Origin of the sequence: Pseudoalteromonas sp. 78C3, from assembly GCF_002836695.1 — a bacterium.
Taxonomy (GTDB): domain Bacteria; phylum Pseudomonadota; class Gammaproteobacteria; order Enterobacterales; family Alteromonadaceae; genus Pseudoalteromonas; species Pseudoalteromonas arctica.
Genome location: NZ_PJAV01000143.1, coordinates 38884 through 60857, shown reverse-complemented (window position 1 = coordinate 60857; position 21974 = coordinate 38884). Strand labels below are relative to the sequence as shown.

Sequence of the window (21974 nt, the reverse complement as noted above, 5' to 3'; positions counted from 1 at the left end):
AATTAATTGCATTCAAAAGGTTGAGTATATCCTTGGCTATACTGATAGTTGCATTTTTAGTCTCATATAAATTAGGTTATTTTATTGATAAGTATTAATAAATAAAGGAAATTATGAAGACACAAATAAATGTTCCCTTTTAGTCAAAATGAGTTAGTTATTATTTTGCTAAATTAAAATCTATAGTCATTTCTAAATTCTCATCAACTACCGCAATACCATTAACTACTTTAGGTACGTAACGCCATTTAGAAAGAGAGCGAATCGCTGCTTTATCAAAAATTTTCACAGGCTCAGCTTTAATCACTTTAATATTAACTGGCTTACCAGATGCATTTACATCAAAAGACATTGTCACACTACCTTCAATTTTTTCACGGACACTTTTAATTGGATACTCTGGAGGGCTGGGCATTATTAGCGTAGAGTTAGGGCTATCAGGTAGAGGTGTTGTCGAACATGCGGTTAAAAGAAACAGTGAAGTTAATGTTGTAATTATATATTTCATTATAAATCCCTTTATAGGTATTGTTATCGATTAGTTAGATGTAGTTTCTATAATGACACCAAAAGATATTTAAGGTGAATAATAAATTTGTATTGTTTTTGAACTGATGAATATACGAGAAAGGCTGCAATGTGCAGCCTTTCTTAATTTTAAACTTTATTTGTATATTAAGCGTCTTCCTTGGCTTCTTCTTCACTAATTTGTTTTAGTGCTTGAATGAATGAGTCGCTTGGTTGTCCGCCAGTAAGTGCATATTTATCGTTTATGATAAACGTAGGTACTGACGTAATACCCATTTGTTTAAAGTTGTCTTGCTCTTGGCGTACGTCTTGTACGTATTTGTCTGAATGTAGAATACCGCGAGCTGTTTCTTTATCAAGACCCACTTTTTCAACAACGTCGAGCAACGCTTCTTCTTGATTTAAGTATTTTAAATCTGTGAAGTGCGCTTCAAAAAAGGCGAGTTTTAACTCGGTTTGCTTACCTTCTTCACGTGCCCACATTAATAAACGATGCAAATCAAAGCTGTTGATCATGATACGTTTGCCATCAAAATTAAAGGTAAACCCAGCACGCTGACCGGCTTCGAACATGTTTTTACGATTTTCGTCGCCTTGTTCTTCACTTAGGTTGTACTTTTGCATTAAATGTTCGTTTAAGTCTTGACCTTCAATTGGCATATCTGGATTTAGTTCAAAAGGATGCCACGTAATATCTGCGCTCATTTCGTCTTTAAGTTGCTCTAGTGCAGTTTCTAGGTTTTTATAACCCACTACACACCAAGGGCACATTACGTCTGAAACGATATCAATTTTAAAGTTTTTCATATTTATCCTTTTGAGGATTGCTTATAACTAAGTATAAAAAAGGATATTGGGATTAATTTAGCTTTATCAATCCTCAAACTAAAAAGAGCAGCTAAACAGCTGCTCTTGAAGGTACTAATTTTTAGGCGTTAAGCCCAAATGGGTCGTCAATGCTATAACTTGGTTGTGTAAACCAATGAGGGCCGTTGTCGGTCATGTAAAAATGATCTTCTAAACGTACGCCAAATTCATCAGGTATAACTAACATTGGCTCGTTACTAAAGCACATGCCAGGGGCAAGTGGGGTTTTATCACCGCCAACTAGGTATGGCCATTCATGAATGTCTAGCCCAATGCCGTGACCAGTTCGATGCGGGCAACCCGGTGTTTGGTAATGCGGACCTAGCCCTTGCGCCGCTAAATAAGTACGTGCGCCAGCGTCTACGTCTTCGCAGGTAGCACCAATTTTAGCGGCATTAAATGCCGCCATTTGCGCTGCTTTTTCATGATCCCAAAACATGCGTTGGCGCATTGTTGGTTCGCCAAATACATAGGTACGGGTTATATCTGATAGGTAATCGTGTACTTTACAGCCGGTATCTATTAATACCATATCGCCTTTTTTAAGCACTTGCGCGTCTTTAACACCGTGCGGAAAAGACGTTGCAACACCAAATAAAACAATACAAAAATAGTTACCTGGTGCGCCTACTTTTTGATGTGCTTGCTTAATAAAGGCTTCTACTTCGGTGGTGGTTATTCCCTCATAAAGCATGCTTGCTGTGGCTTGATGCACGGCTAAGGTCATATCCATCGCGCGCTGCATTAAGCTAAGCTCGTGAATTGATTTATGCATACGGCAATGCGCCGTTACAGGTTGTGCGTTTATGAGTGTTAAACCCGTTTGCGCTTTATTAATGCCGTCGAATATAAAAAATTGTGCGCTTTCATCAATGCCAATGGTTGCGTTTTCATTAATATTTAACTTTTTTAGTACTTCGACAAAAAGTGCATAAGGATTTTCGTGCTCTTGCCACCCATGAATAGGTCCCTCTATTACTTTAAACCCGTTTAGTGAACCAATTTCGAAATAAGGCGCAATGTATTGTACTTCACCAAGGGCCGGTAGTATTGCGCCAACCATGCGCTCGCTCGCGTACCATTTCATACCTGTAAAGTAGGTTAGGTTGGTGCCAGCGTTTAAATAAATTGCATCTATGTTGTTTGCAAGCATATAAGCTTGCGCTTTGGCTATGCGCTCTAAATGTTCGTCAGCTGCAATAGGGGTTAGCGTTTGCGTCATATTACTTAGGCTTGCCAGCGCTTGCTCGCTCGATTGTGTACCAATACCGATGGTAGTCATATTTTTCTCCTTGGATTTTTAGCTAGTGTGATTAATACCAAGGTAAAATTCAATGTTATGCGATAAGAGGCTATAAAATAATAACCTCTTAAAAGGTCATATTATTTTTTAGCGTAAGGTAAACGCGTGAGTTTATTACTTGTGTGGTAGCTATCAAGCCCGGTTACTGCCACTGTTTCTATTGCTTGTAAATCTAGGAAACCATCGCTTTGCAGCGCGGCTTTATCAACAAAAACATCCATAATTTCGCCAATAACGAGCTCAGTCCCATTGATGGCTAAATGTTGGTTTTCTATAAATTTTACCGAGTACTTTAAGCGGCTTTCTTTTACAAAAGGCGCTGCAAAGTCGTTTAAGTATTCAGGTGTTAAGCCTGTAGCATCAAACTCAGACTCGTCTTTATCGTAACGAGCTGAAGTTTGATGAGCTTGTTTGTAAATTGACTTATTCACTTGATTAATGGTGTAAGTGCCCGTTTGTAAAATGTTTTCAAACGTATGACGCGGCACACTATGAGGGCGCATAATCATGGCGACCAAAGGTGGGTTAGCCCCAAGGTGAATAACCGAGCTTACAATCGACAAGTTGGTATTGCCGAGTAAGTCTTGCGTGCCAATTAAATTAGCGCTTTTAAAACCCGAAAGAGAATTAATTAAATGTGTACGGGTATGTTTTTCAAGTGCGTCTATACGCGCTTTAGTAAAATGCATTAAAAGTCCTTACCACGGTATGGTTGAGCCTTGCCAGTCTAAATAAGCAGGCTCACCGTTTAGTTTTAAATCAGGGTTATTGTTTGTTAATTCAAATAGTTGCTTGGCTACAAATTCAGGGGTAAATAATTTACCTTCAGGTACATTCTTTTGAAAGGGCTTTGAAAGTGCTGTATCGGTAGTGCCAGGGTGAAACAGAATGAGTTTGGTATTTTTAGCACGACGAGCAAGCTCTATAGCAGCGGTTTTAAATAGCATGTTAAGCGCCGCTTTAGATGCGCGGTAAGTATACCAACCACCTAATTTATTGTCGTTTATGCTGCCTACGCGCGCACTTAATGCAGTAATAGTACACTGCGTTTTGTGGGTTAACAGCGGCAAAATACTCTGCAAGCAAAGTAGGGGAGTTAGGGTGTTTGAATTTAGAAGTTGGCTAAAATACTCAGCGTCTAAATCCTCCATCTTTTTTTCAGGCATATGGGTTTCGTTGTGCAGTGTACCATTGAATATAATAACTTGTTGTATATCGGCATTTTGCTCTTTTAGGTAATTAGTAACGCGCGCTAAACTTTGTTTTGTGTAGTCAGTATGCAGGTGGACAACACTTGAGCCAGATTCAATACTTTTTGAACTAATACAAACGATCTGATGAGTAGGCGTGTTTATTTGTAGATGTTCTATATATGCATTTGCTATGGCACTGCTTGCGCCGAATAAAACAATAGTTTTCATTTATCACCTTTTGCTTTTAGTCCACATTGGCCATTACTGCACTGAGTATTTGGCATTAAAAAGCGACTGATGGGGTGCCGATACTTAGCAAATAATAGGTATCCGCAGTCAGCGAAAAAGCGAATTATTGGCAAGCGAAAAATTTTCAACCAGCTGTGTTTACCCACTATTTTCCATGCTTCGTAAGTTACATCAAGCCCATAAATCATTTCACCTGATTGCTTTTGAGCTTGAAGGTAGTTCATTGCTTTGTCTTTATCAATATACGGGTAGCGCTCACTGAAGTCGCTCGCGTTAAGATCTTCAAGCGTAATTAAGTTTTTGTTATCAGCGTGTTTTAGTTGCTGCATTTCGGTGCTACAAAGAGGGCAGTTACCATCGTAAAAAATGATCATGTGAATGCTTTGTGATTATTTTATATATACTTTTTTACGACAAGACATTGCAAATGGATCTATTAAATATCTCTTCATGATGATATTAATAGTGTCCTACGAAAAAATGGAGACTGATAAATGAGTGAACAATACGCCGCCTTGCGAGGTAATGTAAATTTACTAGGGCAACTACTAGGACAAACAATCAAAGATGCCCAAGGTCAAGCGATTTTAGATAAAGTGGAAGAAATTCGTGCTTTATCAAAATCATCTCGCAGTGGTAACGAAGACGACAGACAAGCGCTTATAGATGTTTTACATGCGCTTAGTGATGAAGAGCTTTTACCGGTTGCCCGTTCATTTAATCATTTTTTAAACCTTGCTAATGTAGCAGAGCAATTTCATACCGTTTCGCGTTTTAATGACGTTGGCCTTGGTCAACAAAACCCTCTCACTCAAACATTAAAAACGTTAGCTACAAAAGCAGAACAAGGCCAGTTAGACAGTAATCACTTGGCCGAAACACTCTCAAAACTCCACATAAACTTAGTATTGACCGCTCACCCAACCGAGGTTACGCGCCGTACTATTATTAACAAACACGTTGAACTAAGTGATTGCTTAGCGTCATTAGAGCGAAAAGATAACTTAGTGCAAGAGCGGGACAATATTTTAAATCGTATTGAACAGCTGATTAGCCAAGCTTGGCATACCGACGATATTCGTCGCTCTCGCCCAACGCCAGTTGATGAAGCCAAATGGGGCTATGCAGTAATAGAAAATAGCCTTTGGCATGCCGTTCCGCGCTTTTTACGTGAATTTTCAGCGAATGTTAAAGACCAGTTGAGCTTAGAGTTACCAATAGATTACAGCCCAATTGAGTTTACATCGTGGATGGGTGGAGACCGTGATGGTAATCCATTTGTAACATCGCAGGTAACAAAAGAAGTGCTTGATCATGGTCGTTGGATGGCACTTAACTTATACATTCAAGATTTAAAAACGTTGTGCGCTGAACTCTCTATGTCAGATGCCAGTGATGAGCTTGTTGAGCTTGCAGGGCAAGAGTTTGAACCATACAGAGCGGTGATCAAAAAGCTTAAAAATCAGGTTGCAGAAACAGTGGCGCACTTAGGTGCTAAAATTAAAAATAAGCGCAGCGATTCACAAGATTTAATTACTAATATTAATCAGCTTAAGCACCCAGTTGAAGTGTGCTATCGCTCGTTATTAAAGTGTAATATGAAAGTAGTTGCGGATGGTTTATTACTTGATTTACTGCACCGTATAAATAGCTTTGGTTTACGTTTAGCTAAACTTGATGTGCGCCAAGATTCGTCTCGCCACGGCGATGTGTTTTCAGAACTGACTCGTTATTTAGGTTTAGGCGACTATAACCAATGGCAAGAGCAAGACAAACAAGCATTTTTACTTGCAGAGCTTAACTCGCGCAGACCGCTTATTCCAAAACATTGGCAACCAAGCCCTGATGTACAAGAAGTACTTGATACCTTTGATGTAATTGCCAAGCAAGACGAAGCAACATTTGGTTTGTATATTATTTCGATGGCACGAACAGCGTCAGACATTTTAGCAGTACAACTGTTGCTAAAAGAAAGCGGCTGTAGCTTTGATTTACCAGTAGCACCGTTGTTTGAAACACTCGACGATTTAAACGCAGGCAGTGATGTAATTACCACATTGCTTGATAATGTTTGGTATCGCGGGCACATTAAAAACACCCAAAACGTAATGATTGGTTACTCTGATTCAGCTAAAGATGCCGGCATGATGGCAGCAGGTTGGGCGCAGTACGAAGCAATGGATAAGCTAGTACAGCTTGCTGATGCACGTGGTATTGAGCTTGTTTTATTCCACGGACGTGGTGGTACAGTAGGACGTGGTGGTGCACCCGCTGCACAAGCGCTGCATTCACAACCGCCTGGCTCATTAAAAGGTGGCTTGCGTGTAACCGAGCAAGGCGAGATGATTCGCTTTAAATTTGGTTTACCCGATGTAGCACTGCAAAGCTTAAATATTTACGCAGGCGCAGTTCTGCAAAGTAACTTATTACCGCCACCAGAGCCAAAACCGCAGTGGCGCGAAGTAATGAAGCTAATAAGTGAGGAGTCATGTGAGCATTACCGTAATGTAGTTCGTCATGATGAAAACTTTGTACCTTACTTTAGAATGGCAACACCTGAGCTTGAACTGTCTAAGTTACCGCTTGGCTCGCGTCCTGCAAAACGTAATCCTAATGGTGGCGTTGAAAGTCTACGTGCTATTCCATGGATTTTTGCGTGGAGCCAAAACCGTTTAATGCTTCCTGCATGGCTAGGTGCGTTAACAGGCTTAAAAGCTGCGCTTAATAAGTACGGCGCAGAAACCCTAAACGAAATGAGCTTACAGTGGCCGTTCTTTAGATCGCGCCTAGAAATGCTAGAAATGGTATTTAGTAAAGCCGATTGTTGGTTGAGTGAGCATTATGATAATGCGCTGGTGGAAGATATGTACAAACCACTGGGTGTAACACTTCGTAAAGAGCTTCAAGAAGCCATTAGTTTGGTGCAATCACTTAGCCCGCAAAAAAGCCTACTAGCCGAGCAACCTTGGATTAAGGAGTCGATTAGTTTACGTAACCCGTACACCGATCCACTTAACTTACTACAGGTTGAGCTTTTACGCCGTGCTCGCTCAGAGGAAAAACGCAACGAAGGTGACATTGATAATGCATTAATGATCACGATGACAGGTATTGCAGCAGGTATGCGTAATACCGGCTAACACTTTATTTTGTTAGGTATACCTATTGGTATTAAAAGGGAGCACGCGATGTGCTCCCTTTTTTTGCGTTAAATAGGCTGGTATTTAACATCCTAACCTTTTAAACTACTTAGCCATTGAATAATTAAAAAATGTTATGGCTTCAGCAACTTTTACTGTACAGCAAGATACAGCACTTACAAATTCGCACATCACATTAAACGTAGCGCAAACAGCGTCATTACGTAGTCAATTAAAATCACAACGTGGCATATTAAATTCTAATAATATTAAGCAGTTATGCGCACAACTCAATGTGTCTGATGATGCATTATTACAAGGTTTAGTACCTTTGGCTTCTGAGTATGCTGTTGCGCCGATATCAGATTTTCATGTAGGCGCAATTGTTAAAGCACTTGATGAAAACGATGAGGTAAACTTTTACTTTGGTGCAAATGTAGAGTTTGATCATCAAGCATTGAGTTTAGTGGTTCATGCAGAGCAATCGGCTATAAATAACGCCTGGTTAAACGGCGCCAAAAAAATAGTTAAAATAGCGATTAGCGATGCACCGTGTGGATACTGCCGCCAGTTTATGAACGAACTCGCTGATGCGAAAGAGTTTGATATTTTATTGCCAGAGCAACACTTTAAATTGGCAGAATTACTGCCGCACTCGTTTGGCCCTACCGATTTAGGCAACGCGTTTAGCTTGTTTAATCCAGAGCCTCACCAGCAAGTATTTGCAAATGCTCAACTAGATGAAAAACTAGCAAGTACAGCATTAAACGCATACGTACCCTATAGTAAAAACTTTAGTGCAGTAAAAATTAGTACATTTAAAAATGGTGATTTTTACGGAAGTTACGCAGAAAACGCAGCGTACAGCCCAAGCTTGTCGCCACTACAAAGTGCACTTAGCCAATTATTTATCGCAGGGCTTAGCTTTAACGAAAGTACAGTAAAATCAATTACACTTTTAGAAACTGCAGGCCATGAAAACCAAGCGGGTGTAGCACGTGCTGTACTTGCAAGTTTTAAAAATCTACCGGCAATAGGAGTAATTAGCGCTCAGCTAAAATAACCTCTTAAAAACAATAAAGCACAGCCAGAGCTGTGCTTTATAATTTTATCTATTGAGTTTACTTGGTATTAATCAAGTAATACTTTAGCCGCTTCTAATACTACCGCTACAGATTTACGCTCAATTTCACCATGGTCAACATTTGGTATTTCTTGGCGAGTACGATTAACAAGTACGCCTGCTACACATGCAGCTTGTAAACCAAGGGCTGCACACATAGTAAATAATGTTGCTGATTCCATTTCGTAGTTCATCACGCCCAGTTTTTGCCACTCTTCGCAGCTACCTTGTAGTGATTTAGGAACGTAACCAGAATGCGTATCGTAACGCTCTTGTCCTGGATAAAATGTATCGCTTGATGCAGTAATACCAATATGAAAATCGATATTTAAGTTTTTACATGCTTGTACCATAGCTTGTGTTGCATAAAAGTCAGACACAGCAGGGTAGCTAAGAGGAGCAAAATGCTGGCTTGCACCGTCTAAACGTACAGACGCTTGGCTAATTAAAATTTCGCCTTCGTTGATATGTGGCTGAATCGCACCTGTTGTACCAATACGTAAAAATTTACGCACGCCAAGTTGTGCTAATTCTTCTACTGCAATCGACGTAGATGGACCACCAATACCCGTAGAACAAACAACCACCGAATGGCCGTTTAGTTGACCTAAGTAAACATGAAACTCACGAGTTTGAGCAAGGCAGGTTGGGTTGTCTAGGAATTGTGAAATGCGTGCAGCACGATCTGGATCGCCCGGTACAATCGCAAGTTTTGCACCTTTAAGATCGTCAATACATAGTCCTAAGTGAAATACCTTTTCCATAGCTAAGCCTTTTTATAATAAATTGTGTCAATCTAGCATCATTGCTAGAAACGTTTATCAAGTACAGGACGATTGTCCGTTTTACCTTAACTCCTCCAATTAAGTCTTAATAATTTTAAGGATTAATTTGATTTATTCATCAACTATGAATATTCAATCAAGTGCTTATACAAGTAGCCTTGTTGTGCTGTTGACATGTTCAAGCAGACATAATAAGTATCAACCAAGCGCGTAACTACAATTAAATAGTTTATGGTAAATATTCATTAATATTAAATTAATTCAATGGCTTAAATTTGTATTAAGCACGTAAAAGATAACGTGTTTATTTATATTAGGCACAGACTTATTTAGCAAAGTGGAATTTATTTGAAGTTTAGGCACTTTTGGTGATTTTGCATAACTAATCAAAAGTAATTAGCTACGTACAGAATAAAAATCGAAGGAGTTTATTATGAGCACACAATTTGAAGCATTTAAAAACAAAGTTGAGCACTGTTTGTGCGCACCAGGTGATGGCGTATACACAGTAAATACTGCAAAGGAGCGCAAAGCCGCACTGCGTAATAAACTTTATGGACAAACTGAAAACGTTGATAATTTGTGGCGCGAGTCTTTAAATGAATTACCAAATTCTCCACATAAAGCCGTTATGTTAGGTATTAGCTCAGACTGTGGCGGTGGTATTTTACGCGGTGCAAACTGGGGGCCACTGTTTGTGCGCTCAGCTTTAATTGATCAGCAACCGCAGTGTCACTTGTTTGATTTAGGCGATGTACGTGTAATCCCACATTTACTTCATGATAAATACCTAAATGATGCAACCATTTCTAATTGCCAAAAAGCCCTATACGGTAATGAAGATAACGACTATTACGTAAGTCCGTTATCAATCACAGAGGATGTATGCGACAGCTTTTACGCAACATTTAAAGATAAAGGGATATTTGGTATTGGTGGCGATCACTCAATTAGTTACCCACTTACCAAAGCGTACTTAAAAGCAAAACGTGAGCAAGGTAAGCGTACCGCTATTATTCACTTTGACGCGCATACAGATTTACTTGTTGAGCGCTTAGGCATAGATTTATGTTTTGGCTCGTGGTGTACACATATATTAGAGTTTTTACCTGCGCCGCATCATTTAATACAGTTTGGTATACGCTCAAGTGGCAAGCCTAAAGCGCATTGGGAAAATACTTTTGGTATTAAACAGCACTGGGCACATGAAATCATTGAGCGCGGCGCAGCAGCAGTTGCTTCCGACGCTATTGCACAGTTAAAAGCCGATAACGTTGATGAAGTATACGTAAGCTTTGATATTGATGCGCTTGATGCAGAGTTTGCATCTGCCACAGGTACGCCAGAACATAATGGTTTAACACCACAGCATGCACTTGATATTTTATCAGCCATTGCGGATGAGTTCCCGATTACTGGTGCTGATATGATGGAAATAGCGCCATTTACCGACAGCTCTTTAGTGGGTCAATCAAGCTCTGAAACGACACTTAGAGAAGGCGCTAAAATTTCAGCCTTTTTAATTAGTGCGATGAACAAGTAAGCTGTAGGAGCTATAAATACTAGCACTATCAGCGTATAAGTGTGCATTACATGACTAAAAACTAGCAGTTCATAAAGCCTCAGCTATATTTATTAAATACATATAATGAGTTAGTTGAGGCCTCGCTGAATGAAATTATTGATCTTTTTATTGTTCATTAGCTGTATTAAAGTTGATGCAACTGAAATAACAATAGTAACGGAAGTATTTCCGGACTTTCAGTATCTCAATGAAGATAATAAACTCGTTGGCCGCTCTGTCGATAAAGTTCATAAAGCGCTAGAAGGTACTGGTATAAACTACACTATGTTGGCGCATAGTTGGGCCATATCCTACAATGCAGCGCTACGCGATAAAAATACCTGTATATTTTCAATTGTTCGATTACCTAATAGAGAAAGTAAGTTTAACTGGGTAGGTGAACTGGAAAGCTTTGATTCTGCCATTTATGGTCTCAAGTCCAGAGGTATAAAGTTAAATACTCTCAATGATGCTAAAAAATATAAAATAGCAGTACTGCGTGATAACTTTAGTCATCACTATTTGCTTGAGAGGGGCTTTAGTGAGAACAAGCATTTATTACTCATCGATAGCCTAGATAAAATAGATAAACTCATAAGCACTCGTCACCATATACTTGATTTTGTTATCCTCAACAAAAAGCAATTTAACTACCGAGTTAAAACAGAGCCTAAGCTTGAGTTACTCGAACCATTACTAAATCTAAATACAACTCAGTCTCCGTTATTTTTTGCCTGTAATATAAATATGGATCCGGCTTTAGTTTCTCAATTAAAAGTCGCCTTTAATAAAATTTAAGCACTTTAAATTTGCTGTTTTACCTCTCAACCAATTGAAAATTAATAGCTTAAATATATTTCGTAAATATAAATTGCTGCGTTTAAAAAACCGATTATAATCCAGCTGCTTTTTGTTTAAAAAAGCGCTAACTTATTGGAGCGTTAAATGGGTGATTTAATCGGGATTAGCTTATTGATCTTGATCAGTGCGTTGTTTGCTATGTCAGAAATAGCAATTGCAGCGTCGCGTAAAATAAAACTGCGAGTAATGGCAGATGAAGGGAATATAAAAGCAGCAGCGGTACTAAAGCTACAAGAAAATCCAGGGGCTTTTTTTGCCATGATCCAAATAGCACTCAACGCGATTGCGATATTGGGTGGTATTGTGGGCGAGCAGGCTTTATCGCCTTATGTTGAAAGTGTTTTAGTGCTTTTTTATCAAGGTGCACACTTAGAAAAAATTAGCTTTTTATTCTCGTTTTTTACTATTACATCCTTGTTTATATTGTTCGCCGATTTAATGCCAAAGCGTTTAGCGATGATCATGCCAGAAGCGGTCGCTGTTAGAGTGGTTACAATAATGCGCTGGGTAACCTTTGCCTTAACTCCGCTAGTGATGTTTTTTAATGGGGTAACTAACTTTGTGCTGCGCTTATTTAAAGTGCCCGCTGAGCGAGAAGACAACGTTACAACTGAGGACATTGTTGCCATGATGGAAGCGGGTGCTGCATATGGTAGTTTGCAAAAGCAAGAGTATGAACTCATTGGTAATGTGTTTGACCTAGAAGCGCGGTTTTTATCAAGCGTAATGACGCCACGCGACCAAATTGTCTATTTTGATTTAAACGAATCTAGCCATGATATTGCGACCAAAATTATTGACCACCCTCATAATCACTTTTTAGTAGTGTCAGGAAATTTAGATAAATTGCATGGCTCTGTTGAATCTAAAGATATTTTACGACAAGTACTAAAAGGCGAAGCCGCCAATATAAACGATGAGCTGATTGATAAAGATGTTTTTTACTTACCGGAAACATTAAGCCTATCAGAAGCTTTAAATGCGTTTAAAAGCGCAGCAAAGCCATTTGCTGTTGTCGTAAATGAATATGCGCTTTCGGTGGGTATTGTTACGGTAAAGGATTTAATGAAAGGGTTTATGGGTGATTTAATCACTCACCAAGGCGACGAATTAATCATAGAACGCGATAAAAATTCATGGCTTGTAGATGGTTTAACCCCAATTACCGATTTAGCAAAAGTACTTGATATAGAAGAATTTCCTGATCAGATGCACTATGAAACGGTCGCTGGCTTTTTAATTTACAATATGAAGCGAATACCTAAACGCGCGGAGCATTTAACTTTTTCAGGCTTTAAGTTTGAAGTTGTTGATGTAGAAGGAATTAGGGTAGAGCAGTTGTTAGTTTCAAGGGTTATTAACCCGCAGAGTGCTAATATCCTTTAAAATAAGGTGCGCTTTAGTTTTTATATAAATAGCCAAGCTGTATTTGCTTGGCTTTTTTGTATCTGTTAAAAACTTCGTTTCTAAAATGAGAGATTATTTCAATATGTTAAGTTGTTTTATTTTCATACAGTCTTGATTCTATTTTCATCTAATTAACATTAAATGCAACCTAAGACGTATATTGTACTGAGGAGTGTAAGTTTGTGTAAATTTCTTCTAATTAAGATTCATTATCAGCGCGTTTTAATTTAGAATGATCGTTCACTCTAAACTAAAAGGTATTTAACATGCAGCGTTCCCGCATCGCTTTATTTGTATTGTCAGCCCTCGTCGGTTCTGTTGCTTTAACTGGTTGCGATCAGGCTGCTGAGCAGTCACAAGCTTCAGCTCCTAAAGCTGTACCAGTGGGTGTACTTACATTAAAAAGCCAAGCGCTTACTCTCAAAAAAGAACTTCCTGGTCGTATCAGTGCATTTCAAATTGCTGAAATTCGCCCACAAGTAAGTGGTATTGTGCAATCTCGTTTATTTGTTGAAGGTAAAGAGGTTAAACAAGGCCAGGCTCTGTATCAAATAGACCCTGCGACATTTGAAGCAGACTTAGCAGCAAGTGAAGCAAGCGTAGCACGTGCTCAGGCGAGTATTTCAAGTAGTAAAGCTAAAGCATCTCGTTTTAGCGAGCTTTTAAAAATAAAAGCGGTAAGTCAGCAAGACTTTGATGAAGCAGATGCTGCATATAAACAAGCAAAAGCAGAATTATTAACGGCTAAAGCGCAGTTGAAATCGGCGCAAATTAACCTTGATTATAGCCATGTGTCGTCACCAATTAGTGGTCAAATTAGTAAATCAAGCGTAACTGTAGGTGCATTAGTTAGTGCTAACCAAAGTACTGCACTTGCTACAGTGACTCAGTTAGATCCAATTTATATCGATTTAACACAATCAAGTAATGAGCTTACCAAACTTAAAAAAGCAATATCATCAGGTGCTCTAAGTGTTGATTCGACTAGCCAAACTGACGTTGAACTTATTATGGAAGATGGTTCTGTTTATCCTCATAAAGGCACATTGCAGTTTTCTGAAGTGACAGTTGATCCAAGTACTGGCTCAGTAATACTACGTGCTAAATTTTCAAACCCAGAAAAATTATTACTACCAGGCATGTATGCCCGAGCTTCTATTGTGGAAGGTGTTAAGGCGGGTGCTATTTTAGCTCCGCAACGTGGTGTTAGCCGTAATTCAAAAGGCGAACCAACAGCAATGGTTGTCAGCAAAGACAACACAGTAGAAAGCCGCGTATTAAAAGTAGATAGAACGATTGGTTCTGATTGGCTTGTTACTGATGGCTTAATGGATGGCGATAAGTTAATAGTTGAAGGTTTACAAAAAATCCGCCCTGGTGCACCAGTGAATCCATCTGAAATTCAATCGTCTGCTAAAGCCGATCAAGCGCAATAACGGAGAGTTTTAATGTCACGATTTTTTATCGATAGACCGATATTTGCTTGGGTACTCGCTATTGTAGTGATGCTTGCAGGTATTTTGGCGATTAGGAGTTTACCTATTTCGCAGTATCCTTCAATCGCACCACCTGCAGTGAGTATTACTGCAACGTACCCTGGTGCATCTGCACGTACACTTGAAGATACGGTAACGCAAGTTATTGAGCAAAAAATGAAAGGACTTGATGGCCTGCTTTATATGTCATCTACTTCTGAGTCGAGTGGTTCTGCTACGCTTACACTTTCGTTTAGCGCCGAAACAGACCCTGATATTGCACAAGTTCAAGTGCAAAATAAACTAGCGACAGCGACTCCACTATTACCAGAAGCCGTTCAAAGGCAAGGTGTTGTAGTTGCAAAGTCAGCGCGTAACTTTTTAATGGTTTATGCTTTTGTGTCTAAAGATGGCAGCATGACCAATATTGATATTGGCGATTATGTTTCATCAAACGTGCAAGATATTGTCTCGCGTGTTGAAGGCGTAGGTGAAGTGCAGCTGTTTGGTTCTCAGTACGCGATGCGTATTTGGTTAGACCCTTCAAAGTTACAAAATTATAAGCTGACACCTGCTGATATTAGTGCATCAATTAGTGCGCAAAATGCACAAGTATCTGCCGGTCAACTTGGCGGTATGCCTGCCGTTGATGGTCAGCAACTTAATGCAACAGTAACAGCGCAAAGTCGATTACAAACGCCAGAGCAATTTGAACAAATATTGGTTAAAACTAATCCAGATGGCTCTTTTGTACGTCTAGAGGACGTTGCTAGAGTAGAGCTTGGCGGTGAAAGCTACCGCGTTGTTGCTCGTTACGATGGGCAACCTGCATCAGGGTTAGGTATTAAATTAGCCAGTGGTGCTAACGCACTTGATACTGCCGCTGGAGTTAAAAAAGCAATTGAAGAGCTAAAACCGTTTTTCCCTGAAGGGTTAGATGCTGTTATACCTTACGACACAACGCCGTTTGTATCGTTATCTATCGAAAAAGTTATTCACACCTTAATTGAAGCTGTTGTACTTGTTTTTGTAGTTATGTATTTGTTCCTACAAAACTTTAGGGCAACACTTATACCAACAATAGCAGTGCCAGTGGTTTTACTAGGTACGTTTGGTATTTTGTACACCTTTGGTTATTCAATAAATACGCTAACGATGTTTGCGATGGTACTTGCCATAGGCTTATTGGTAGATGACGCAATCGTTGTGGTAGAAAACGTTGAGCGCTTAATGACCGAGGAAAAACTCTCGGCACTTGAAGCTACGCGTAAATCGATGGATGAAATTAAAGGCGCGCTGGTAGGTATTGCCATGGTGCTTTCTGCGGTATTTATCCCAATGGCATTCTTTAGTGGCTCTACCGGTATTATTTATCGTCAGTTTTCTATAACACTGGTATCGGCGATGGGGTTATCTGTTTTAGTTGCTCTTATTTTAACGCCTGCATTGTGTGCAACGCTTTTAAAACCAAGCCATGTACATAACAATGAGACGTTATTTGGCCGATTTTTTACAGGCTTTAACCGTGGTTTTGATAAAACAAATTCAGGTGCACAAAGCTTTGTAGGCCGTATGCTTACGCACTCTAAACGCTACTTACTTATTTATGGTGTGATTGTGGGCGGTATGGTTTATGTATTCTCAAGCTTGCCAACGGCATTTTTACCTGACGAAGACCAAGGTATTTTGTTTAACCAAGTTTCACTGCCAGCAGGCTCTACAACACAGCAAACGCTTGAGGTTGTTAAAAAGGTAGAAAATCACTTTTTAAACGATCAATCTGAAGCTGTGAATGGTATTTTTACCGTTACTGGTTTTAGTTTTGCAGGCTCTGGCCAAAACTCAGCAATTGCCTTTGTTAACCTTAAACATTGGGATGAGCGCCAGCGTGACGAGTTATCTGTTCAAGGTGTTGCAGGTAAAGCGATGGGCTACTTTTCAACGATAAAAGAAGCGTTTGTGTTTGCATTCCCGCCACCTGCAATTGTTGAACTGGGTACTGCTAATGGCTTCAATATTTTCTTACAAGACCGTGTAGGCCTTGGTCATGACGCACTTTTAGCGGCACGAAATCAGTTATTAGGTTTAGCAAGCCAAAGTCCAATTTTAGCGGGCGTACGTCCAAATGGACAAGAAGATATGCCAGAACTACAACTTGATACAGATTTGGCAAAAGCCGAAGCGCTTGGTGTGTCGCAAAACGATATTAACAGTACACTTTCGACAGCATGGGGTAGTAGTTATGTGAATGACTTTATTGACCGTGGTCGAGTTAAAAAAGTGTATATGCAAGGTGATGCACAATCGCGCATGGTGCCTGAGGATCTAAATAAGTGGTATGTGCGCAATGATAATGGCGATATGGTGCCGTTTTCAGCGTTCGCTAGTGCTTACTGGACGTATGGTTCGCCACGTTTAGAGCGTTACAATGGTTTTTCAGCAATGGAAATTCAAGGTAGCGCAGCGCCGGGTTACAGTACAGGCCAAGCAATGGATGAAATGGAGCGTTTAGTTAAACAATTACCTAATGGTATTTCGTCTGAGTGGACCGGTATTTCATTCCAAGAGCGCTCAAGTAGTGGTCAAGCACCTTTACTATATGGCTTATCGCTATTGTTTGTATTTTTATGTTTAGCTGCACTTTATGAAAGTTGGTCGGTACCGTTTGCGGTAATGATGATTGTGCCACTGGGTATATTTGGTGCAATTATGGCAGCGCTAGGCGGTGGCTTATCTAACGATATTTACTTGCAGGTTGGCTTGTTGACCACCATTGGTTTGGCATCTAAAAATGCGATACTGATTGTAGAGTTTGCGATTCATAAAATGGATGATGGGCTTGGCTTAGTTGATGCGGCTATTGCAGCTGTACGCTTACGATTACGTCCAATACTCATGACTTCGATGGCCTTTATTTGTGGTGTTTTACCACTTGCTATTGCCTCAAGTGCAGGTTCTGGCGCACAAAATGCGTTAGGTATTTCGATTATTGGCGGCACACTCGCATCATCAATATTAGTTGTTGTATTTGTACCGTTGTTCTTTGTGTTAGTTCGCCGTGTATTCCCTGGTAAAACTAACGAGACAACAAAGGAGAGCGCAGAATGAGCATTAAAACATTCAGCCTAAGTGCAATTGCTTTATTGGTGCTAAGTGGTTGTCAATTAGCGCCAGAGCAAAAAGACCTTGCTCTACCAGTATCTGATGCTTATGCATCAGGTACTGAGCAAAGCGCTGCGCAGCAATTAAATTGGCAGCAGTTTTTTAATGATGAAAAACTACAAACCTTAATTACGCAAAGCCTTGAGCATAATAAAGACATGCAAATTGCAGTGCTTAATGTGCAGCGTGTGCGTGGTTTGTATCAAATTGAAGACTCTGCTTTGTATCCGTCGCTTGATTTAAATGCTTCTGGTACGCGCCAGCGTTTACCGGCTGATTTGTCGGGTACTGGCGATGCAGCTATTAGCTCGCAATACAGTGCAACAGTGGGCATTACGTCTTACGAGTTAGATATTTGGGGCAAAGTACGCAACCAATCAGCGCAAGCACTGCAAAATTTATACTCTACAGAGCTTAGCCAATACAGTACGCAGGTGTCTTTAATTTCAGAGTTGGCAAATGCGTGGCTTAGTTACGCGACTGACTTACAACTGCTAGAGCTTGCAAAAGAAACGCTCACCTCTCAGCAAGAATCATTATCGCTTACGCAAAAAAGCTTTGATTTGGGTGCTACGTCTTCAATTACCCTTGAGCAGCTTAGAAGTACAGTTGCTACAGCAAAAGTAGACATAGCAACGTACAAGCGTTTGTTAAAACGTGATAAAAGTGCCCTAGATTTATTAGTGGGTAAATCTGTTTCAGCTGATTTGCTGCCTAGTAAAGACCTGACTAACTTGATCAGCATGCCAGAAGTGCCGGTCGGTTTACCGTCTGACCTGTTATCGCAACGCCCTGATATTAAAGCCGCTGAGCATTTAATGCTTGCTGCAAATGCCAATATTGGTATTGCACGTGCGGCGTTTTATCCAAGTATTAGCTTAACAGCCAATGCCGGATCTGCTTCAAGTGATTTAAGTGGCTTGTTTGATTCAGGCTCAGGTACATGGAGTTTTGTGCCGTCAATTAGCTTACCTATTTTTAATATGGGACGTAACCAAGCAAATCTTGATGTAGCAAAAGCTGATCAAGAAATTGCAGTGGCTACTTATCAGCAAAAAATTCAAAATGCGTTTCGCGAAGTTGCCGATGCACTTGCTGATAGAGAAGGTTACCAAGAGCAATTAAGTGCCCTTGATATGCTTATAAATAGCCGACAAGTCACGTTTGATTTATCAAAAATGCGTTACGAAAAAGGCGCAGATAGCTACTTGCAAGTACTTGATGCTCAGCGTACGTGGTACGGCGCTCAGCAACAATTAATTTCGGGTCAGCAAGCGTATCTTGCAAGCCAAATTAATCTGTACAAAGCGCTTGGTGGCGGATGGAACGTAACCAGTGAAACAGCTCAGGAAGAGAAATAATATTTGCGGCTTTTAAAGCCGCATTACATATTTATATAGCGAGACTATTTATAGCTCTTGCTTTACTGAGTTTATGACTTGGTAGTGGAGTTGAACATGAAGCCTAAAGCAAAAAGGCAAACAGATCCCGCAATAGCACTTGCTAGGCGTGAGCAAATATTAACAGCTGCTGCAGAGTGTTTTCGCCGAAAAGGTTATCACGGTGCAGGTATGGCTGAAATATCTAAAACGGCAGGGATGAGTGCAGGCCATATTTATAATTACTTTGAAAGTAAAGAAGCCATTATAGAAAGCATTATTGAAAAAGACATGGAAGAAATGTTCTCCATCTTTCAAAAGTTTGAAGATCACCCTGGTGATGTTTTAGCGGCTCTTTTAGATGGCTTAAATATTGGTGTGCAAAGGCATATGGATACAGGCTCGTGTGTTATTGATTTAGACATGATGGCAGAAGCAGGTCGAAACATTAAAGTAGCAACTCTCTTGCGTGAAACCGATATTCAAGCAAGAGGGCGCATGAGACAGCTTTTAACAAGCGAGCGAAGTGCGCTCAAAGACATTGATGAGCTTGAACTTGAAAGCCGAATTAACGTTATTTTTTCGATGATGGCGGGGTTATTACTCAGAAAGTTACTCTACCCTGAGCTAACCGAAGAAACGGTACTAATAGCGCTTCGCCCTGCGATGAAAACATTACTGATGCCATTTGATGAAGCCCAGTAACGCTCAAAATAAATAACCAAAAGTAAGCTAGCCAATACTTTGGCTAGCTTTTTTATTTTAGTCTATTTAAAAGCGCTCGATTGACCACTGAAGTGCAATGATTGCGATAGCAACGGAGCCCATTGGCATTAACCACTTTTTATACCAAGTGTAGTGTCGTACATAAATGAGTATTGGTAAGGCTACTAGTAAGATACTAAGTTGACCGATTTCGACGCCTAAATTAAACGCCAATATACTAAGCAGTTGATAGTCGCTCGACAAGCCAAGCTCGCCAAGTACGCTCGCAAATCCCATCCCATGTAGTAAACCAAAAGCAAAAGTAAGCCAACCTAAACGAAGTACCAACGGCCACACATTATTTAATGCTGCAAATAAAACCGATATAGCAATTCCAAGCTCTACCCAGCGGCTATTTGGTGAGACTAAGTTCATAGCTGTTGCGGTAAGCGTAATAGAGTGCGCAAGCGTAAACGCGGTTACTATCCATGCTGTGTGTTTAATAATGTGTTTTTTAGAGCTAATACCTTGCCATGCTTTATCGCTGCGTTTTAAAACACAGGTAAGTAACAGAGCGATTAAAAATAAAATATGATCAATACCAATCCAGATATGTAAAACACCCTGATACACGTATTGATTAAACGTACTTAAATAACTTGTTTGCTCAAAGCTGAATGTTTGCTGTGCCTCGTTTATATTAAATACACGAGATACACCGTTAATATTTACGATGGATTTATGGTTAGCATCAGTCTTAAAAAAAGCAGAATAGGAAAGGGAGATTGCTTCATTGTCATTACAGCTAAACAGCAGCGGAATCACCAAATAAGGCTGGTTAAAATGGTTATCTAGTTGATAGATACCTTCACTTTTTAAAGGGCATGATCGCGCGTTTTGCGTGATATTTAAATTTTCTTCAATGAAGTTATTAATTGAGCTGCGTTTTGCTTTTATTTCTGCCCACGAAATTTGCCCGTTTTTATCTAAGTCCAGAGGCACTGCGTGTTCTAAGTCGGCTATATTAATTTGCCAGGTACCCGTGTATTGGTTTTTGTTGGTGTCGTTATTGTTCTCGCTATTTAAGGTTATATAACTTGTACTTAGTTGATGGGCAAAGCTGTAAGTTGAGAAAATACACAGCATTAAAGTGAGTATAAATAGATAAGGCGTTTTCATAGTGTGTCTCGTTGCATCGCTTTTGCTTGAATAAGTAATTGCTCATCGGTGCTCATTTTAGCCTGTTGCCAATTAATATGAGCCCAGTAAAGTGCTTTTTCGCGATTTGGTTGTACATCAAGGTAATATTTAGCTAAGTCACTTGCATGAAAAGAATCATTACGAAGCTCTCGTAGTGTAACTCTTTGCGCCATTGTATTTTGCCATTTTTTATCGCGTTTATTTAGTTTTTTTTCTGCGATTGAAAGTCTTAGCAAAATAGCATCCTCTAAATTACTTTTATCAGGTAGCAGTACGCTTAATGTATTTAATACTTGTTGCGGTTGATTTAGAGCAATTTGAATATCGGCCCATAAAACTATAAGGCTCACAGGGGCTTGAACTAAATCTACACTTTGTAAGTGAGACATAGCTTGTTTGTAGTTGTTTAAACGGTAGCTCATTTCACTTAAAACATGGTTTGTAGCTAGGCTAGTTTGATTATTATTTATAATTTTTACTAATGCTTGGTAGCTGTCTAAAACGCTTTCATGTTGGCTTTGTACATCGAGTACACAGGTGCTAGCAGTAATAGTGCTTACTTGCCCAATTAAGGCGACGCAGTGTTTTTTTGCTTGTGCAAACTTACCTTGAGTCATAAATATATTGGCTAGCAATAAATGGCTATTACTATGTTTTGGCTCGGCAATCAAAACGTTGTTAGCAATATCAATAGCTTCGTCAAAAAGATGCTCTTTTTGTAAAACGCGAGCATATAAGTAACCAATTTGAGATAAGGGTGTTTGTTTATATAGCTGGGCTAAACGGGTTTTAAGTAGCCCCTGTAAGCGCTCTGTTTGGCCAGCATATTGGCTGTTAGTGACTAATGTATTTATTTCGTCAACAGAGAGAGACGCACTAAGCGTTGAATTACTTTTGGCAATAACTGCATTATCTTTTGGGGTAAAAGGCGCAGCGCTTAATGCAAAGGTCGTTAGGCATAAAGTAATAAATGCGACGGACTTAAAAATTGATAAATGCATTATAAATATCCTTTGAAAAAAGCCTTCCATGG

General features: G+C 39.7%; 18 protein-coding genes. 9 read left to right on the top strand and 9 right to left on the bottom strand.

The features are described from left to right. Positions 1–160 precede the first annotated feature (160 nt). The 6 genes from CXF76_RS10135 to CXF76_RS10110 all read right to left on the bottom strand — a co-directional run bounded on the left by CXF76_RS10135 (position 161) and on the right by CXF76_RS10110 (position 4514). Positions 161–508 carry an energy transducer TonB gene (locus CXF76_RS10135; RefSeq protein ID WP_101163587.1) on the bottom strand — a complete coding sequence of 116 codons (348 nt, stop codon included), beginning with the start codon at positions 506–508 and terminating at the stop codon, positions 161–163. Between the two features lie 167 nt (positions 509–675). Next, positions 676–1335, bottom strand: a complete 660-nt coding sequence (locus tag CXF76_RS10130) for a DsbA family oxidoreductase (RefSeq protein ID WP_101163586.1) — start codon at positions 1333–1335, stop codon at positions 676–678. Positions 1336–1456: 121 nt separating this feature from the next. Next, entirely contained in the window at positions 1457–2677 is a 1221-nt protein-coding gene (locus CXF76_RS10125; protein ID WP_024591838.1) for a M24 family metallopeptidase, read from the bottom strand. Positions 2678–2778: 101 nt separating this feature from the next. Next, complete coding sequence (locus CXF76_RS10120; protein WP_010553976.1) at positions 2779–3387, bottom strand: flavin reductase family protein; 609 nt, start codon at positions 3385–3387, stop codon at positions 2779–2781. Between the two features lie 9 nt (positions 3388–3396). Further along, entirely contained in the window at positions 3397–4119 is a 723-nt protein-coding gene (locus tag CXF76_RS10115; protein ID WP_101163585.1) for an SDR family NAD(P)-dependent oxidoreductase, read from the bottom strand. Further along, entirely contained in the window at positions 4116–4514 is a 399-nt protein-coding gene (locus CXF76_RS10110; RefSeq protein ID WP_010553974.1) for a thiol-disulfide oxidoreductase DCC family protein, read from the bottom strand. The genes CXF76_RS10115 and CXF76_RS10110 overlap by 4 nt, the downstream gene beginning before the upstream one ends. 120 nt (positions 4515–4634) lie before the next feature. On the opposite strand from CXF76_RS10110, the gene ppc reads away from it, so the two are divergent. Further along, a complete protein-coding gene (ppc, locus tag CXF76_RS10105; protein WP_007582382.1) occupies positions 4635–7280 on the top strand; it encodes a phosphoenolpyruvate carboxylase in 2646 nt (881 codons plus the stop codon). A gap of 136 nt (positions 7281–7416) precedes the next feature. Beyond that, positions 7417–8343, top strand: a complete 927-nt coding sequence (gene cdd / locus CXF76_RS10100) for a cytidine deaminase (RefSeq protein ID WP_101163584.1) — start codon at positions 7417–7419, stop codon at positions 8341–8343. Positions 8344–8411: 68 nt separating this feature from the next. On the opposite strand, the gene udp is transcribed toward cdd, so the two are convergent. After that, positions 8412–9167, bottom strand: coding sequence for a uridine phosphorylase (gene udp, locus CXF76_RS10095; RefSeq protein ID WP_007582384.1), 756 nt, complete (start codon positions 9165–9167; stop codon positions 8412–8414). A 454-nt stretch (positions 9168–9621) separates the two neighbouring features. Between udp and CXF76_RS10090 the strand changes: the two genes are divergently transcribed. The 7 genes from CXF76_RS10090 to CXF76_RS10060 all read left to right on the top strand — a co-directional run bounded on the left by CXF76_RS10090 (position 9622) and on the right by CXF76_RS10060 (position 19741). Next, complete coding sequence (locus tag CXF76_RS10090) at positions 9622–10731, top strand: arginase family protein (RefSeq protein ID WP_101163583.1); 1110 nt, start codon at positions 9622–9624, stop codon at positions 10729–10731. A gap of 129 nt (positions 10732–10860) precedes the next feature. After that, the gene (locus CXF76_RS10085) at positions 10861–11550 is read left to right on the top strand and encodes a transporter substrate-binding domain-containing protein (protein WP_101163582.1); all 690 of its coding nucleotides are present in this window, start codon (positions 10861–10863) and stop codon (positions 11548–11550) included. A gap of 147 nt (positions 11551–11697) precedes the next feature. Continuing rightward, positions 11698–12999: a hemolysin family protein gene (locus tag CXF76_RS10080; RefSeq protein WP_101163581.1), complete on the top strand. Its 1302-nt coding sequence runs from the start codon at positions 11698–11700 to the stop codon at positions 12997–12999. A 287-nt stretch (positions 13000–13286) separates the two neighbouring features. Continuing rightward, the gene (locus CXF76_RS10075; protein WP_007582389.1) at positions 13287–14456 is read left to right on the top strand and encodes an efflux RND transporter periplasmic adaptor subunit; all 1170 of its coding nucleotides are present in this window, start codon (positions 13287–13289) and stop codon (positions 14454–14456) included. A 12-nt stretch (positions 14457–14468) separates the two neighbouring features. Further along, entirely contained in the window at positions 14469–17603 is a 3135-nt protein-coding gene (locus CXF76_RS10070) for an efflux RND transporter permease subunit (protein WP_007582390.1), read from the top strand. Further along, a complete protein-coding gene (locus tag CXF76_RS10065) occupies positions 17600–19018 on the top strand; it encodes an efflux transporter outer membrane subunit (RefSeq protein ID WP_101163580.1) in 1419 nt (472 codons plus the stop codon). Before CXF76_RS10070 ends, CXF76_RS10065 begins: the two co-directional genes overlap by 4 nt. A 96-nt stretch (positions 19019–19114) precedes the next feature. Next, entirely contained in the window at positions 19115–19741 is a 627-nt protein-coding gene (locus tag CXF76_RS10060; RefSeq protein ID WP_101163579.1) for a TetR/AcrR family transcriptional regulator, read from the top strand. A 66-nt stretch (positions 19742–19807) separates the two neighbouring features. Here the strand turns inward: CXF76_RS10060 and CXF76_RS10055 are convergent, their stop codons facing one another. Both CXF76_RS10055 and CXF76_RS10050 read right to left on the bottom strand, forming a co-directional pair. Beyond that, a complete protein-coding gene (locus tag CXF76_RS10055; protein ID WP_101163578.1) occupies positions 19808–20920 on the bottom strand; it encodes a HupE/UreJ family protein in 1113 nt (370 codons plus the stop codon). Further along, a complete protein-coding gene (locus CXF76_RS10050; protein WP_101163577.1) occupies positions 20917–21942 on the bottom strand; it encodes a hypothetical protein in 1026 nt (341 codons plus the stop codon). The genes CXF76_RS10055 and CXF76_RS10050 overlap by 4 nt, the downstream gene beginning before the upstream one ends. Positions 21943–21974: the final 32 nt, after the last annotated feature.